Source organism: Vibrio sp. SCSIO 43136 (assembly GCF_023716565.1).
Taxonomy (GTDB): Bacteria; Pseudomonadota; Gammaproteobacteria; order Enterobacterales; family Vibrionaceae; genus Vibrio.
Genome location: NZ_CP071848.1, coordinates 606,172 through 623,728, shown reverse-complemented (window position 1 = coordinate 623,728; position 17,557 = coordinate 606,172). Strand labels below are relative to the sequence as shown.

The 17,557-nt window shown below is 45.0% G+C and carries 14 protein-coding genes and 2 pseudogenes; 3 read left to right on the top strand and 13 right to left on the bottom strand.

The features are described 5' to 3' along the window. The 10 genes and pseudogenes from J4N39_RS03075 to J4N39_RS03030 form a co-directional block, all read right to left on the bottom strand. The gene (locus J4N39_RS03075; RefSeq protein ID WP_252021808.1) at positions 1-873 is read right to left on the bottom strand and encodes a hypothetical protein; all 873 of its coding nucleotides are present in this window, start codon (positions 871-873) and stop codon (positions 1-3) included. A gap of 135 nt (positions 874-1,008) precedes the next feature. Continuing rightward, the gene (gene darG / locus J4N39_RS03070; protein WP_252021806.1) at positions 1,009-2,079 is read right to left on the bottom strand and encodes a type II toxin-antitoxin system antitoxin DNA ADP-ribosyl glycohydrolase DarG; all 1,071 of its coding nucleotides are present in this window, start codon (positions 2,077-2,079) and stop codon (positions 1,009-1,011) included. Between the two features lie 8 nt (positions 2,080-2,087). Further along, the gene (darT, locus tag J4N39_RS03065) at positions 2,088-2,699 is read right to left on the bottom strand and encodes a type II toxin-antitoxin system toxin DNA ADP-ribosyl transferase DarT (protein ID WP_252021804.1); all 612 of its coding nucleotides are present in this window, start codon (positions 2,697-2,699) and stop codon (positions 2,088-2,090) included. A gap of 183 nt (positions 2,700-2,882) precedes the next feature. Further along, positions 2,883-3,491: pseudogene (locus J4N39_RS03060) on the bottom strand (glycerol kinase); the annotation flags it as partial. Positions 3,492-3,706: 215 nt separating this feature from the next. Next, complete coding sequence (locus tag J4N39_RS03055; RefSeq protein ID WP_252021802.1) at positions 3,707-4,129, bottom strand: hypothetical protein; 423 nt, start codon at positions 4,127-4,129, stop codon at positions 3,707-3,709. A 160-nt stretch (positions 4,130-4,289) separates the two neighbouring features. Continuing rightward, positions 4,290-5,249: pseudogene (locus J4N39_RS03050) on the bottom strand (transposase). Positions 5,250-5,599: 350 nt separating this feature from the next. Continuing rightward, a complete protein-coding gene (locus J4N39_RS03045) occupies positions 5,600-6,844 on the bottom strand; it encodes a DEAD/DEAH box helicase (RefSeq protein WP_252021800.1) in 1,245 nt (414 codons plus the stop codon). Between the two features lie 108 nt (positions 6,845-6,952). After that, on the bottom strand, positions 6,953-7,819 hold the full coding sequence (locus J4N39_RS03040; RefSeq protein ID WP_252021797.1) for a glycerol kinase: 867 nt from the start codon (positions 7,817-7,819) through the stop codon (positions 6,953-6,955). Between the two features lie 229 nt (positions 7,820-8,048). After that, positions 8,049-8,978: an SRPBCC family protein gene (locus J4N39_RS03035; RefSeq protein ID WP_252021795.1), complete on the bottom strand. Its 930-nt coding sequence runs from the start codon at positions 8,976-8,978 to the stop codon at positions 8,049-8,051. 16 nt (positions 8,979-8,994) lie between these two features. Further along, on the bottom strand, positions 8,995-9,975 hold the full coding sequence (locus tag J4N39_RS03030; RefSeq protein WP_252021793.1) for an ion channel: 981 nt from the start codon (positions 9,973-9,975) through the stop codon (positions 8,995-8,997). A gap of 330 nt (positions 9,976-10,305) precedes the next feature. Between J4N39_RS03030 and J4N39_RS03025 the strand changes: the two genes are divergently transcribed. Then, entirely contained in the window at positions 10,306-11,850 is a 1,545-nt protein-coding gene (locus tag J4N39_RS03025; RefSeq protein WP_252021791.1) for an alanine/glycine:cation symporter family protein, read from the top strand. Positions 11,851-11,927: 77 nt separating this feature from the next. On the opposite strand, the gene J4N39_RS03020 is transcribed toward J4N39_RS03025, so the two are convergent. Continuing rightward, positions 11,928-12,518, bottom strand: a complete 591-nt coding sequence (locus J4N39_RS03020) for an acetate uptake transporter (RefSeq protein ID WP_252021789.1) — start codon at positions 12,516-12,518, stop codon at positions 11,928-11,930. 337 nt (positions 12,519-12,855) lie between these two features. On the opposite strand from J4N39_RS03020, the gene J4N39_RS03015 reads away from it, so the two are divergent. Continuing rightward, positions 12,856-13,701 carry an ADP-ribosyltransferase gene (locus J4N39_RS03015; protein ID WP_252021787.1) on the top strand — a complete coding sequence of 282 codons (846 nt, stop codon included), beginning with the start codon at positions 12,856-12,858 and terminating at the stop codon, positions 13,699-13,701. Then, a complete protein-coding gene (locus J4N39_RS03010) occupies positions 13,691-13,876 on the top strand; it encodes a hypothetical protein (RefSeq protein ID WP_252021786.1) in 186 nt (61 codons plus the stop codon). Before J4N39_RS03015 ends, J4N39_RS03010 begins: the two co-directional genes overlap by 11 nt. Before the next feature lie 61 nt (positions 13,877-13,937). Here the strand turns inward: J4N39_RS03010 and J4N39_RS03005 are convergent, their stop codons facing one another. Together J4N39_RS03005 and guaA are read right to left on the bottom strand one after the other, a co-directional pair. Next, on the bottom strand, positions 13,938-15,635 hold the full coding sequence (locus tag J4N39_RS03005; RefSeq protein WP_252021784.1) for a chitinase: 1,698 nt from the start codon (positions 15,633-15,635) through the stop codon (positions 13,938-13,940). Positions 15,636-15,982: 347 nt separating this feature from the next. After that, positions 15,983-17,536 carry a glutamine-hydrolyzing GMP synthase gene (guaA, locus tag J4N39_RS03000; protein WP_252021782.1) on the bottom strand — a complete coding sequence of 518 codons (1,554 nt, stop codon included), beginning with the start codon at positions 17,534-17,536 and terminating at the stop codon, positions 15,983-15,985. Positions 17,537-17,557: the final 21 nt, after the last annotated feature.

The window sequence follows — 17,557 nt, the reverse complement described above, 5'->3', positions numbered from 1 at the left end:
TTAATTCTTATTTGTAAAACTCCAACCATCAACATCAGGCATCGTCATACCTCCAGGCACTTGAATCGAAAAACCACCTAGTGAGTTGATATCTTCAAACAACTTAAATCCTATATAAGTAGCGCAAAGTTCATCTTTTGGAGTAAGGAAATGCAATCGAGTGTCTAACTCAGTTGAGAGACAAAATTGCAAATACCCCCCTATACTTCCTGCATCTTCTTCGCGTAAGATGTTTGCCAATGCTATGAAAGGAGATCTCCACCAATTTAAGCTCTTAACTTCAAACTTAGATTTATTATCTTCAACCAATTCACCTATTCGCTCTTTTTGGTCACCTAAGATTAAGTATGCTCCATTCGAAACGTCAACTTCTTCAAGTTTAATTTCCGCTGGTGAACTAGGGCAATTACTTAACTTTATAGCTGTATACTTTTTATATTTAGGGCAATAGCCAAATATTACAAACTCACACCTTGCACTCTGCGGGAAACACTGTCCCATACTATGGATATAACGCTCGGCAATTTTCTTAGAAAGAACTGCCACATCCATTAATGATGGTAGTTTGTCCTCAAATGGGTAATCTGGCATATCGTAATAGTTAATTTCACTAAGGTTACTAACAAACATGCTTAGCATTTCTTTAACATTAGTACCTATCAATGTACTACCAGCAAATCCGAAACCAAAAGTGAATAACCTCTTAGGGTTCAGCTTTAAATAATCCTGTTCCAGAAAAGTACTAGCCACCAATGAAAATAATTTTGGACAATTATCCGTCATTACGCTACTGCCGCTGGAGACTCTCGAATCACTTACAGCCCATAGGCCATCAGTCTCTTCTTGGTTTCTCCAACATATAATTGAAGTCATATACATCCTTTAGTAAATTAACGCCGTAATAAAATGTGCGCAACACTAACACTATCCCCACTAAAGGATAATGAGGCGTTTATCCCTTGGTAGGGATATGGTTCGAATTAGCCCAAATCCCAACTTGCTGACGAACTAAACCTCTGTAGGTGCTTTCATAGACAGCCACTCTTCCCGCTGTAGCCGATTCCAAGCAGCAAGAATATGTGCAGGTTTCATCCGAGCCTTTCTAGGGTTCCAAGCATGGACGGTATTTACGATATCGTCATCAGTAATATCTTTGTAAGACAATTCTTGTGTAGCTACCCAATGAACTGTTGAAAGAAGCTCCATACCATTTTGTGATTCAAAGCCTTCTATTAGCTTGGCTACCTTTTCAAAACGTTGTTTGGTTTCAGTATGTTGCTCTAAGAAGCTGAGCGCTTCTTGGGCAGCATCATCTTTAAGCACTATTGAGGTATCTGGCTTATTCTGACCATCTGCATAGCCAGTAATAAAGTGCCCTTCCATCCTATCTATCACATGCCGTAAAACATCGGCATATGGGCCATAGTGGTGTTTTTTAAAAGCGACTGTTTTTAATGGTTCACCTGCTGCAGTAAGGAAGTAAACCAACTTCTGGATCTCTAACAGTGACAAACGATAACCAAACCCCGTTGAGACGTACTTTTCGATCAAACCTAGCAGCGCCGCTCTCCCTTGGGTCATGGCTGGACGTTTAGTTTTGTTGGGCATATCTTCAGCTTTTGGTGCTGCCTGCGGTGGATAGATACGCCACTCCACTTCGGGCATATCGGCAAGGCTATCCAAAATTAGCTTTTCCACCTTGTGCCAAGGTAAACCACCTAAGCCACTCCCCAATGCAGGAATAGCTACTGAGTTTAGCTCTAAACGCTTCACATCCGCTTTTAAACTCTGTAAGCCTTGTTCGATATACTCTAGCTTTGACTGGCCTTTCCAATGAGCTTTAGTTGGGAAGTTAATCACGTAAAACGGTGCGCTGATGGAGTTCAGAGGCACGGATAAAACTTTCCCTGTTACTAGGGAGTTATCGTCACACGCCTTCTTATAAACCTTGAAGTTATCCGGGAAAGCCTTTTTAAATTGTAGGGCCAAGCCTTTGCCCATCACTCCGACTGTATTAACGGTATTGATTACAGCATCGGCTTGATCATGCAAGATATTACCTTGTTGATAAGTAATCATAATAACCTCTAATCGTAGTACCACTCTGGTCTGACTATCACTTCTGGGTGATGCTCTGCGCCTCCAAGCAATGCAAGCACCTCATTAGCAACCTCTTGAGTCTTTACACCAATTTGGTGGATAGTCGACCATCGCACAGACTCAAATGCCAGAAACTCGGCTTGCTTCTCTTCTTTAAAATCCTGCCAATAGCGTTCATTTATTATTCTTTTGATGTCCAGCTCTTTGATACGATCAAAGTCATCAATCTGCTCGGCATAATCTAAGTCTGCATGGATATCGGTAAAAAAGCAGTGTTGGTTGGTGAGTCGAATAGTCTCTATATCACTAATCAAGTGTAGCACTCGATCTTGCCCACCTTGATAGTCATCATGCCCCTTATGGATAACAAACAACATTACTGAGCGTGGGCAAAAGTTAAATGGCACATACTGACCAATTGTTCCACCTGCAGCTACAGAAACGGGACGAACTAAACGCCGTTGTTTGATATGGCTGTAGCCAATATTCTGATTCAACAAACCAAGCTCGATACGTTTGGAGTCAGACCACAAACAAGAATGATCTAGAATACTACTTAGATTGTCGATGTGCGTGATATGTGAGACTTTGACAGCCATTACTACTCCATTACCTGTTCTGAGTCATAAGCTCGTAGTTAACGCTGCGATTTATTGGAAGTTACTACTTCCTTACACCAGATTTAGTTAAGTACATGGATTATATACTCTTCACTATCGCCACTAAACAACTTAAACGTTGTATTTGATCCAAAAAACAACTTTAGAGTTGTACGCCATGGCTCAATAAGCCCAAATTCCAACCTCCCTCAACCTCTTCCCCAACACCTCATCCAGATTCTCAATATCTGCCGCAAACAGCTCAATCAACTCAAACTCATGCTTCCGATAGACCGCTCTGGTCGCTTCAATCAATTTCGCTTCCATCTCGCCGTCATCATTGCCCCAATATTGGATATAGACTCGGCCACTGGGTAGGTAGAAATCTCCTAGTACGTCTTCTTCGATGGGTAGCTGGCGATCGTAGGCGTGGACGATACCGTTCATGTAGAGCCAGTTGTCGATGATAAGTTCGGCTTTGGAGCGGACATAGTGGCCGTCTAGGGTGCGGTGCTTGGCTTCGAATTTTTGGCGGAAGTTGGAGATGGAGCGATCGGTGGCGTGGGCTTCGGCGTCTTGGCCTCGGAATTCGTTGACTGACTGTTTTAGGCGTTTGTTGTGCACTATGGTGTCGTGCCATACGGCGTAGCTGCGGCCGGAGGATTTATCGGTGCGCTCTACCCCACCGTGGATAAGACCTTGTGCGGTGACGTGCCAGCCGTTTTCTACTCGCTCTAACCAACCTAACTCACCTAGCAACTGGTTGATCTTCTTGGGGTTGAGTTTAAGGCGGTTGCAGCTCAACAAACAGAGCTAACAAACAGGACAGGCACCAAATTGAAAACATAAACCACACAATGTACTTTCAATGCTCGCTATAAAGTAATAACGGCAACCTTGACCTACTAGCTGCCAATTCTGCTTATCAATGGCCTTTAGCCGAACAAAAGACCAACAAAAGCAACCAGAAACAACTGGCATGACAAAATAAGGCTTACTAGCAACGTTTATTCAAGTGAATAAAGGTGAATTTTAGATTTGTTCAGAGCGGTTTTAACGTATTCGATATGTTGTTTACTACCAACAGCAGTCGTATGCGGTCTCTCAAGTTCAGTACATGCTTTCAACCAAGCTGTTGCGTTGATATCGAGCCTATCCAATATCGGTGGAAAGCAATCATCCATTGTATATTTTTCTTGCCTAAACTGTCGTGCTGCCCAGTCAACAAGTTCAATGTAGTCAATCAGTCGAAATGGGATACCATCAAGCTTTTCATTGTTGGAAGTGCCTACAAATGGATGCAGGCAAGGTGCGGTAATTTGGTTCTGATTTAGTGCGTCTATGCGGGCTTTTATCGATGTAAACTCCGAGCTTTCTGGGGTTTTCGCCACACCTGAACTAAATGGGACAGGCACCAAATAAAAAGGCATAAATAACACAATGTACTTTCAATGCTCGCTATAAAGTAATAACGACAACCCTGACCTACTAGCTGCCAAATCACCTTATCAATAGCCTTTATCCGAACAAAAGACCAACATAAGCGACCAGAAACAACTGGCAGGACAAAACAAAGCTTGCTAGCAACGTTTATTCAAGTGAATAGAGGTGAATTTTAGATTTGTTCAGAGCGGTTTTAACGTATTCGATATGTTGTTTACTCCAACAGCAGTCGTATGCGGTCTCTCAAGTTGAGTACATGCTTTCAACCAAGCTGTTGCGTTGATATCGAGCCTATCCAATATCGGTGGAAAGCAATCATCCATTGTATATTTTTCTTGCCTAAACTGTCGTGCTGCCCAGTCAACAAGTTCAATGTAGTCAGTCAGTCGAAATGGGATACCATCAAGCTTTTCATTGTTGGAAGTGCCTACAAATGGATGCAGGCAAGGTGCGGTAATTTGGTTCTGATTTAGTGCGTCTATGCGGGCTTTTATCGATGTAAACTCCGAGCTTTCTGGGGTTTTCGCCACACCAGCCCTAACAGGGTTTAAGTCTACGTATGCCATCGCTGCTGCAAGCGCTTTTTCATCGAGAAGCGCTTGGCTTTTAAAGCGGCTTTCCCAGAAATGGCCAGTGCAATTGTCCTCACGATTAGCTTTACAGGCGATATCGAAGTTAAGCTCCTTCATAAACCAGCTCAGTGACCATAACCGCTCTCACCATGCCTCTATGATTACTGAGCACTTTTGTTCCTCAGCTTCACTGGTTAGCTGCTTTTGTTTGCCATCTCTGAATCAAAGCCGGTAGCTTGTGCGCAGCGCCCCACCGTTCAACAACTTCGTTGTGATTCAATGCTAGCGCCTTGCTGCGATCAATGTGAAGTACAACGTGAAAATGGTTACTCATCACAGCATAAGCACAGACATCGATGCAGTACATTTGTGTAAGAGACAGGATCTTGGCTTCAACCCAAGCTCGGCGGTGTTCATAGCTAGTGTTCGTTAAACTATCCACACCACATAGAAAACTGCGCCTCACGCAGCGTGAGACATAATGATAATAAGGCGTAGCATCTACAGCTACGAGCTGTTTTCTTGCTGTGGTCATAAGTCGATTAAGGTTTGTTATTTATGTGTACCTTAACAACCTAAGGAAGCAAAGAATGAGAGCGCAATAATCGTCTGAGCGAAATCAGCCTATATTCATACTTTTAGGTGTGTGTCCCGTTTACTTTTGCTTTAAGCCTATGGAGCTGGAGAGAATGTGCTTTAGATGATTTTCAGTGGATAAACTGCGTTAGTTTCGAATTTTTCCTAATGCAGTTATCCCCTATCTCGTATGCAAACCACTTAGTATTCCAACCTAATCAGTACCTAAATTTGGTGTGAACTAAATACTTTTAGGTGTGTGTCCCGTCTACTTCTTATGGAGGTTGATTTGGGAGAGTATCCAGTCTGCTAACTTCGCTTATTACGCCCTTTAGACTGAAACTGCTTAATGCTCTTTTTGCCCTGGGTTCTGCGGTTGGCTTTTTTATCTCTTGGTGCTCGTTTGCTTTCGCCACTGGATGGTTTGTCGGTGACTGGGAAGCCTTCTAGCTCGTTAAGCACGAGTTCTCGTGACGTTAGGGTGCGAATTGCATTCAATGCTTCCATTTCGGCGTGGCACACTAGAGATATCGCCGTACCAGATTTTCCAGCTCGAGCGGTGCGGCCCACGCGGTGTACGTAGGTTTCTGCGTATGGTGGTAGATCAAAGTTAATCACTACGGGTAAGTTGGCGATATCAACACCGCGTGCAAGTAGGTCAGTCGCTATCAGTACCTTGATCGAGCCTTGTTTATAGTCGGCTAGGGTCTGCTCTCGATCTGCTTGCGATTTATTGCCGTGCAGAGCACTTGCCGCAATGCCAGCTTTGCTTAACTTCTTAGTTAGCTTGTCTGCGTTTTCTTTGGCACCAATAAAAATCAAAGCTTGCGGCCATTGGTTGCGTTTTATTAATTCAATCAGGGCGTTTGCCTTGCTGCCTTTGTTGACTAGGTAAAGCTCTTCTGCAATCTGCTGATTAACGCTGTTTTCTTTATCTGCGGCTAACTGCTTCGGATTGACCAACAGCTGATTGGCTTTCAGTTTTAACTCGTCAGAGAAAGTCGCTGAGAACATGGCCGTTTGACGTGTGTTTGGGGTATTGCCTGCTATGGATTGCACATCTTGCCAGAATCCCATATCAAGCAGTCGGTCGGCTTCGTCGAGAATGAGGTGCTTAACTTTCGCTAAATCTACCTCACCACTGTTTACAAGATCGAGCAATCTTCCTGTAGTAGCAACCAAGATGGCGGGGGTCTGTGTTAACTCAGCCAATTGCTCGGCTTTATCTACCCCACCGCAAACACTCATGGATTTAATGCCTAGCTTTTTCGCAATAACATCCAGTGATCGACTTACCTGAATAGCCAACTCTCGGGTCGGTACCAGTATCAAGGCTTGCACGAATGGACTTGGTGTTTGAGCCTCTTTAAGCATTTGCAGTAGCGGCAACCCATAGGCCAAGGTTTTACCACTGCCTGTATTTGCCATAGCGATAATGTCTCTTGCTTCTAGAAGCTCAGGGATCACCAAAGATTGGATTGAGGTTGGTGATTGGATCTCTTCAGGCAGCGCTGCGATGAGTTCGGATTGAAGCGAAAGCGAGGAAAAAGACATGGACATTACCTTACAAAGTGAATAAAGCCAGAGCGAAACAGGCTCTGGCTTTGAATGGGGTGCAGTATACAGTGCTAGGGTTTATTAGAGTAGTTGTCCGAGACTGGTTCAATAAGCCTTAATCCCAAACTCTCGCAACCTTTTGCCAAGCACTTCATCGAGCTGTTCAATATCATCGGCATACAACTCAATCAGTGCAAACTCGTTGCGCTGGTAGATGGCACGAGTTTGTTCGATGGTTTTGCTATCCATTTCACCTTGGTCGCTGCCCCAATATTGAATGTAGACTCGCCCACTGGGTAAGTAGAAATCACCCAACACATCTTCTTCAATAGGCAGTTGGCGATCATAAGCGTGAACAACGCCATTCATGTAAAGCCAATTATCGATGATCAACTCAGCTTTAGAGCGAACATAGTGACCATCCAAGGTGCGGTGTTTGGCTTCAAATTTTTGGCGAAAGCTGGTAATGGATTTATCAGTGGCGTGCGCTTCGGCGTCGTGGCCAGAGAACTCACTCACCGACTGTTTGAGTCGTTTGTTATGAACCGTAGTGTCGTGCCACACCACAAACGTTCGACCCGAAGATTTATCCGTGCGCTCGCTCCCACCTTGAATAAGCCCCTGTGAGGTGACTTTCCAACCTTGTTCAGTGTTTTCTATCCAACCAAGTTCGCCGAGCAATTGATTGATCTTTTTCGCATTGAGCTTTAAACGCTGACCGAGTTGGGTGGCGGTGAGCGTTTGTCCCGAAGTGGCATCGAGTGCCACCAGCAAATTCTCAGGCCAGACGATAAACTGGCCAAATTTAGGGTGGTTTGCATAACTGCCACCAAACTTTTTGCCCACTTCTGTCAGCACCCAATTGTCCCCATCTCGGTTGATGTAACCGGCGGTTTTTAAATCATTAAATAGCTGTTTGGGCTCGATGTTTCGAAGCTTAGCAAGCGCTGTGGTCGAGAGTGTTTCTGGCATTTGGCTCTATCGATGTGTGTAATTAAACAAAAGATGTGGTAACTCAAAGCCATTATAAATGGCGCTTGAGTCATTATAAATGGCGCTTGAGTCATTATCAGTTAAAAGCGTTTCGAGCATTTGGTCACCTGTAGACCAAATACTTAACTTGTTATTTTTCATACCCTTAAAATAGCACATTCACAATAAGGAGCTTTAGGATCATCGTAACCCTAAAGCTACTACTGCGTTACTTTTTAAAGACCATTACTTGAGTTCTTAAGTGATAACCTTCCGTTTCCCCAGGCTCATCAAGGTAGATCTCTATTCCGACAGGTTTACGCTTTACCTTAATCTTTTTGTGTCGAGTCGCCGCCATCGCCATCGACCATGCGTTACCTAAGAATTGATACTCACCTTGGTGTTCTATGGCATAGGTACGAGCTTGAGGCAATGTCCCGCTGATGAAAGGGGCGCCGACTTGGGTCGGTTTTTCGACCGGGCAGCAAATCCAATAATCGAAGTGCTGACTGCTCATGTCCATTTTTCGGTAATAGGTGAATAGTGGTGCGCTGCCGACAATCTTGTTATCACTCATGTAAGCGTGCAGCTCTTCTATTTGATTGGCCATCAATGGGCCAATCTCTTCTAAGGTGCCGCTGCCAGCGAGTGCAATGTAGTGTGTAGTAGGCCAAGTTTGTTCACCTAAATCAGTAAGAAGACTTGGTACCGAGCTGGTTTCAAGCTGGCTTTTTAGCATCCGTAAACCACGGTCATAGTCCATTGAAATCATCGACTTGAACATACCTTTCAAGAAGAACAAGAACCAAGGGACTTTGCTGTACATATGCCATGTCACCCGACACCCCTCGCCTTTTTCTGCTACTTCAAATTTAACCGTCGCTGTTGATTTGAAAGGCTTATAAAAGCTCAGTGCCATTTCAAGCTGATTGGATTGCACCGAGGTCATTTGCATTTTTCCAGCGCCGACTAAATCTCCACTCCATTCGTAACTGCTGCCTTGTTGGCCATTATCGCCTTGGTAGGTGAGATCGCAATCTGGCTCCATGATCAACCAAGGCGACCAAACCGGCCAGTGGTGAAAATCAGCAAGATAGGTAACAACTTCAGAAACGGATTTATTGATATCGGTGGAGCGACTGACGTGATAATCCAGCATAAGCGATTCCTTTAACTTAACGCGTCATTTTTTTCACAAATACCACCACGAACAAAGCCATGGTAAAGCTGCCTACGAAAGCCTCGAAGGCGGCGATAAACCTTGCGACACCTATGGGCGATATATCCCCATAACCCAAAGTAGTGAAAGTGACGACGCTGAAATAAAGCGCATTAAAAAATTCCAAGACATAGCTCATTGCGCCATGATCTTGATAGGTATAGGTATTGGACGCAGTGGTACCGAGTAGGAAGAACGCCAGCGAGCAGAGCCAGATGAAGAATATAGAGAAAAGCACTACCCGCATTGGTGATTCACCGTAACCACAAAACAAGTCCACGCTTCTTGAAATCATACGCTGTAAACTAAAGCGAGGCATTTGATATCGGCGAAAAATCATCTCTTTTTTGAAAAACTTGCCCGCTGTCTCAAATAAGCCATCCTTCTCACACTGTTTACGGATTGCCCGTACCACTTCTTCAGCTTCTTGAAACAGTTCAACCGCTTGCGCTCGGTTACCTTCTTTTTCCGCTTGATAAGCGCGTGACTCCTGAGCGAGTTCTTCCCCCCACTCGATGTTCTCTAATCGACTGCGACTAAGATCGGTGCCGAGCATGTTGCAGTGTTCTAATTTAGCACAATGGAGGTTTGCGCCGTGAAGATTGGCCTTCATTAAAGAGCTGCCTCTAAGATCAAGGCCAAAGCAGTGTGCTTGAGAAAGATCGGCACGATAAAAATCGGCATGACGACAAGAAAACCCATTCTTTTGGCCTCGATTCACCAAGTTGATATCACTCAGTTGAGTTCTCGCCAACTGAAAGCCATCAAGCGGCTTGCCAGCCTTGGCCCACTCCTCTACTTGGGTTTTTACGTCATCTTTGCTCTTATCGATTTTGGGGTCATGCCAATAACATAAACCAGACTCACCCGCTGGCTGGTCGCATTTCCATCCATCTTCGGTCTGATAACAACAGGTTTTACTGGCACTGTTTGGCATGGCTTTCCCCTCTAGATACAACCTAAGTTTAGGAGTTAGAAAGAAATTTTCCACACAGAGATATTTCAGTGATTAACACTAATAATGAGCCAATTTACAAAGTTTGTTACATCCAAAATCAACAGATCAAATCGTTTACTATTTATACAAACCCATACATATACCCTATTGATAGCAGGAACTGCGGCAATTTATCTCACGCCATTCTATATGCCCCATATTTTGTGCTCATTATCACGCTATGAGTCAAACCAACATAAATCAGTTAACAATTGCATTACAAACAGGATATATTGCGTTTGAATTTTGAACAACGCATAGGAATACCACATGCAATCATTGGTAGATTTTTTAAACGGAATTATCTGGAGCCCAGCATTGATTTATCTTTGCTTAGGGGCTGGATTGTTTTATTCGGTCTTAACTCGCTTTGTGCAGATAAGACACTTCTTTGAAATGTGGCGACTATTGTTGTCAGGCAAGAGCTCAACCAAAGGGATTTCATCATTCCAAGCACTTGCAGTTTCCCTATCTGGCCGTGTTGGTACAGGTAACATTGCAGGTGTGGCTGCGGCGATCGGTTTTGGTGGCCCTGGTGCGGTATTTTGGATGTGGGTTGTTGCTTTCTTTGGCGCTGCAACGGCTTATGCGGAATCGACTCTAGCTCAGATCTATAAAGAAGAAGACAACGGCGAGTTCCGTGGCGGCCCTGCTTACTACATCGAAAAAGCCATGGGTCAAAAATGGTATGCATGGATCTTTGCTGTTGCCACTATCTTTGCTTGTGGCGTACTGCTACCGGGGGTGCAATCCAACAGCATAGGTAATGCAGTAGAAGCAGCATTTGGCCCAGGTGAAATGATTGAAACGGCGATCGGTACCTTTAGCTTTGCAAAAATTTTCACCGGTACTCTGATTTCAGTCATCCTTGGCTTCATCATCTTTGGTGGTGTGAAACGTATTGCGAACTTCACTCAAATCGTAGTGCCTTTCATGGCGCTGGCTTACATCATTGTTGCATTCGTTATTATCTTGCTTCACATCGGTGAGATCCCAGCGATTGTTGGCATGATCGTCTCTGACGCCTTCACACCTATGGCAGGCTTTGGTGCTGCGATTGGTTGGGGTGTTAAACGTGGTGTTTACTCTAATGAAGCAGGTCAAGGTACTGGCCCACATGCTGCAGCAGCCGCGAGTGTTCAGCACCCAGCGCAGCAAGGCTTGGTACAGTCTTTCTCTATCTACATCGATACTCTATTAGTGTGTTCAGCAACGGCGTTTATGATCATCATCACTGGTGCATACAACGTACATGGTGCTGAAGGAGCATTCCTTGTTCAGAACTTGCCAGCAGATATCGGCGCAAACGGACCAGTGTTCACTCAGATGGCGATTGAATCTGCCCTACCAGGTGTCGGTAAACCGTTCATCGCATTTGCACTGTTCTTCTTCGCCTTCACCACTATTTTGGCTTACTACTACATTGCAGAAACCAACATTGCTTACATCCGTCGTACAGTCAAAGTAAGAGGATTGATGTTTGGTCTCAAGTTAGTGCTAATGGCCGCCGTTTTCTACGGCACCGTAAAAGCCGCCAACTTGGCTTGGGCGCTAGGTGATGTTGGTGTTGGCCTGATGGCTTGGCTAAACATCGCAGGTATCGTGATTATCTTCTTTATGTCGAAACCAGCGATTAAAGCGCTAAAAGATTATGAAGCTCAGCAGGCTCAAGGCGTGACAGAGTATACCTTCAACCCAGTGGCGCTTGGCATTAAAGGCGCTGATTACTGGGAAGAGAAATACAAACGTACTCAAGGTTTAGCAACACAACCACAGCAACAACCAGAGGAAGCCAAAGAGCTCCCATCCACCTAATCGTCTTTAAACCGTTCTTAAAGGCATAAAAATGGGAGCCAATTTGGCTCCCATTTCTTATTTGATCAACAAAAAGACTAAGCAGAAACCACTTGTGCTTCTAGTTGAGGCTTTTTCTCACCGATAGGCAATACAGTACGGCCGTATTCTGCGTTTAGTACCTGCGCCATCGCAAAGTAAATCGCACTCGCACCACAGAAAATACCTTCAAAGCCAGCAATGGTGCCAATAAGTTCACTACCAGTGAAATCACGAATAGCCAGTAGCGCAAACAGCAGAGTTAATGAACCAAACACCACTTGTTTTGCTTTCGGGTAACACAGTGAGCCAAAGAACATGAAACCTGTGAAGATGCCCCAAAGAGCCAAGTACCAACCCATGAAAGGTTTCGGGCTAGCTGGCAGCCCCATGTGCGGCATCACGATGCAACCCACCAGTGTTAACCAAAATAGACCGTAAGAGGTAAATGCTGTTGTACCAAAGGTATCACCACGTTTAAAACACATGATGCCTACTATCACTTGGCTCAAACCACCATAGAAAATCCCCATCGCAAGGATCATGGAATCAATCGGGAAAAAGCCCGCATTGTGGATGTTAAGTAGAATGGTGGTCATACCGAAACCCATTAAGCCTAGCGGCGCAGGATTGGCAAGTTTTGTCGACATCTGAGTACCTAATTAAAAATTATTGATAAAAATTGTGAGAAAATTTTAATCCTTAACTTTCAAGCTAGGCAGTGACGAATTTGCAAGATTAGGTTGCATTAATACGCAACAGGAGGAATAACAAGATCTACATCTCAAAGCCAAATATGCGTTAGGTTTATAACATCGTTAATTCAATGCTTTATCTTGTTTTGTAGTAACTTACTGAACCAATAAATAAAGGAACTACTTGCCTCAGGACAGAACTCAAGAGGGAACACATTTGATCATTGATTATAAAAACCAGTTACTGCACGAGCGTACAGCACTGACATCGATACGAGATAGCTACTTGCATATGCTTGAGCAGCTTAAGCAAACGACAAAAAACCAAGTCTATTTCGCCCCTATGAGCTCGGTTTTATCGTGTATTTCCGGGGCTCATAAACTCGACCACATCTGCTTATACGCACAAAATGATTCAAATTATGCTTCGGTGATGAGGGAGCTTGCGGGAATTTTTGACTTGCCCGCTAACGCAACTTCAAAGCGATCAATCAACAAATATCAATCCGCAGATCGTCGCGACAAGGTCGATAAAAAAAAGCCTCACGAGATAATCAATAGATACCTGAGGGAACAACACCTTACTAGTTCTCAAACCAAACATGGCAAGTTGTGGGTATCTGGGATCAGAAATGCTTTTCAAGTAGCTAGTGTTGCTTCGTCATTAAAGATTGGGCAACGCCTATATCGAGGTTTAACTCTATCAGAGTTCGAAGTAGAGGAGATCATAGGCAACCTAAAAACAAGTACCGTCATCAGCGGGCTTCATGTCGGTCCCTCAGTCCCCACCCAAGGTTTTCTCTCAACGTCTTTGAGCGAATCTGTAGCAACCGCATTTGCGACCTTGTCTTACTCTCTGCACTTAGGACACTCCCACAAAAAGCAAGTGACACCCCGCATTCCAGTCGTACTAGAGTTAACTAATCGCCAGAACAATTTACCTTTTATCATGCCTGATGCTTTGCGAGATCCTCATAACAATCAAGGCCAGATGGAAGTTCTACTCCCAGAAGGTATCCAAATCTATTTTACTCATTTTGATTTATCGGTACGGCCTGTTAAAATTTATGCAGATATTGTTAAACAAGACTTTATTGGCACCCCTGCAAATGATGAGGTGGTAGAAAATGCTAACTAAAAGACAGCTTTCAACGAGCGAACAACAAATATCCAATACCGCTACGCAGAGCAGTATGGAAGCTCAGGTAAAAGCCTTATTCGACGAACAGCGCAAGTTGGCAACGCACCTTACTGAAAAATCAGTACGTGTTGTAACTAAGCAACCTAGTCACGACGACCTCGATTGGTTGTAGCACAAAAAAAACTAAAACGGCCGCAGAGAAAGCGGCCGTTTTTACATAATAAGTAATTCTTTTACTGACAGGAAATCTCATCCCAGAACCAATTGGAACGAGTCGGCGTTTCCCAAACTCCTGGGCCGTTTTTCGCCACGAAACACTTGCCTAGGTGCGTGACTTTATCGCCATTGGCTACTTGAGTGCTACCTGCTTGCCATACAACCATATCGACGGGTGCTGGAGGTGTAGGCTCCGGTGTTGGTTCGGGTTCAGGCGTTGGATCTGGAACAGGAACTGGATCGGGTGTTGGAACTGGGGCCGGTGGCACTACCTGCCCAGATACCTGTTTCCAAGGGTCACCTAGGGTTGGTTCATTACCTTGTGACCACCATTTCGCTTCATAAACAGCGCCTTGATAAGAGACCTTATCCCCTGTGACATAGACTTTGTCAGCGCTCCACGCTGGTGCGCCATCAATTGGTGGGTCGATTGGATCGACTGGGTCTAATTTGTCGACGATACGAACTTGCGGCCACCCTGCGTGAGAGTCATAAAAGTTAGTCACACACTTCTCGTAATCTCCAGCCACCAGCGCAGAGTACGCCGTTTGGAACCCAACTAATTCACATTCGAATGAGTGACCTCCCGGACGGTCTGAGTAATATTTCCAGTTGCCATCCCAGTTGGTGTAGAGCACATCGGTTGCCCCATTTAGATTCAAGCTGCCATAAGGCGTTTGTTGCCAACAGGTGTTTGTCTCGTCCGCTTCAATCGGGATCTGGTAGTGAGCGGCAAGCCCTTCCCAATAACGAATACGATTAACAGGTTGGCCTTTGGTTCGATTTTGCTCTCCACACTCAATACCACCGTTGATCACGTTGATGGTGGTGCCAAAACCGTAGCCTATCCCAGCATCAAGCTCTCGCTGTGATGGCACCCAAGTTCTATCAATCACATGTAACATGGCAGGTTTTGGCGCTTGCGGAGTTAAGAAGAACCAAATTGCAGAGGCAAGGTTAAGCCAAGAGTCTGCCACTAGCCCCGGATTTTTTAGCAATACGGTCGCATCACCGTCAAACATGACTTCAGAAAATGCCCCGTAATTAAAATGATAAGAAAGCTGCTTGGCACCACGACCAAAGTAGCCCTGCCCCGGCTCACACGGCCAGCGCTTGTTTTGCCAATCATTTTGACCACAACCAGTGCGATAGCCCTCTTGCCCCTCTGACCAGCCCATCTCACGCACGTGAACCAGCGCTTGCTGCCACTCTTCGAGTCGCAATGGGTTATCGGACACATTATCTATCGAGATATGCCCACCAGTCTCTTGAGCAAAATGGGCAAAAGCCGTCACGATTGACTTTTTACAAATCGCATCCGCATCTCGTCCATCGGTGTAGTCACCACAAAACGCTGGAAACTTGCCTATCGCCCGTAGAAAACGTGTGTAGGTATATTCTGGCGCAGCCATTTGAGTAAGGAAGTCCCACTCACTTTGCGGAAAGACTCGCTCAACCCGCTTAACGTTATCTGGGTTGCTGGCAGCTGCAGGGAAAATCGCCTCGACGATTGCATTGCTGCGGGTTTCCAACGCTTTGGCCCAAGTGGCATACATTGGGTCAGAAGTTTTACTTTTCTCTACCGCTTGAATATCACTTTTCGCAATCACATAACCCGTTGGGTTTTGCGGATCGGGTTGAATATTCATGCTCGCTACGGCGTGTGTCGATAAAACACACCCTAGAGCAATGGACAGGTGCTTAAGTGCAAACATGTCAGTTCTCCATGACTAATAACTGGCTTTACCATAGTTCACACTACATACAAGCACCGTTCTAGAGTATTACTCTGCGAGGCAGAGTTGATTAAATCATTCTGGGTTTCAAACTTGGTCGTGAAAGTCGGAGTTAAGATCACAAGGAAACGGGAAACGGGAAACGCTTAGCAACATGAATTTTTGAATCTAGAAGTCAAGTTCAGACAGAGGAAATTGCTCTCCCTCTTTACCGTTAGCACTGCAAAGCAGAACGTCCGTTTCCCGTTAGCGCCAGCGTCCGCTTTCCAGAAATCAAAAAAACCAGCCCGAAGGCTGGTTTTTTAAAATAACAACGTGTGTTGGGTTTATTCCCACTCGATAGTCGCTGGTGGCTTACCAGAGATGTCGTAAACAACGCGAGAGATGCCGTCAATTTCGTTGATGATGCGGTTAGAAACCTTACCTAGGAAGTCGTATGGTAAGTGTGCCCAGTGAGCAGTCATGAAGTCGATAGTTTCTACAGCACGTAGAGAAACAACCCAATCGTACTTACGGCCATCACCCATTACACCTACAGAACGAACTGGTAGGAATACGGTGAATGCTTGAGATACTTTGTGGTATAGGTCAGCAGCGTGTAACTCTTCGATGAAGATAGCGTCTGCACGACGTAGTAGATCACAGTACTCTTTCTTGATCTCGCCAAGAACACGAACACCTAGACCAGGACCCGGGAATGGGTGGCGGTAAAGCATATCGTATGGCAGACCTAGCTCTAGACCGATCTTACGTACTTCATCTTTGAACAGCTCACGTAGAGGCTCAACAAGACCCATTTCCATGTCGTCCGGCAGACCGCCAACGTTGTGGTGAGACTTGATTACGTGTGCTTTACCCGTCTTAGATGCCGCAGATTCAATAACGTCTGGGTAGATAGTACCCTGAGCTAGCCACTTAGCGTTTTCTAGCTTCTTCGACTCTTCGTCAAATACGTCTACGAATACGTGACCGATGGTCTTACGCTTCTCTTCTGGATCAGACTTACCTTCAAGTGCTGCTAGGAAGCGCTCTTCTGCATCAACCTTGATGATGTTTAGGCCGAACTTGTCGCCAAACATATCCATCACTTGCTGGCCTTCGTTTAGACGAAGTAGACCGTTATCAACAAACACACAGGTTAGCTTGTCACCGATTGCACGGTGAACTAGCATCGCAACTACTGATGAATCAACACCACCAGATAGACCAAGAATGACTTCATCATCGCCCACTTGCTCTTTAATGCGAGCAACTGCGTCTTCGATGATTGACTCAGAAGTCCATAGACGCTCACAACCACATACGCCAAGAACAAAGTTCTCTAGCATGGTTAGACCGTTTTTAGTGTGCGTTACTTCTGGGTGGAACTGAACACCATAGTATTTCTTCTCTTCGTTTGCCATCGCAGCGTAAGGACAAGTCTCTGTCTCGCCTACTTTTACGAAGTCTGAAGGGATTTCTACAACTTTGTCACCGTGGCTCATCCAAACATCTTGAGAAGCTTCAAGATCTTTAAATAATGCAGACTCACCAGAAACTTGAACTGATGCGTAACCAAACTCACGCTCATCAGAAGTAGAAACTTTACCACCTAGCTGCTCGGCCATGGTTTGCATGCCGTAACAGATACCGAATACTGGCACGCCAGAATCGAATACGTATTGAGGAGCACGTGGAGAGTTTGCTTCAGTAACACTTTCTGGACCACCAGAAAGGATGATGCCATCTGGGTTGAATTCACGGATGTCCGCTTCTTCTACGTCCCAGCTCCATAGTTCACAGTAAACACCGATTTCACGGATGCGACGTGCAACTAGCTGAGTGTATTGTGAACCGAAATCTAGGATCAGGATGCGTTGATCGTGGATGTTCTTAGTCATTTATCTTTTTCTCGAAATTCG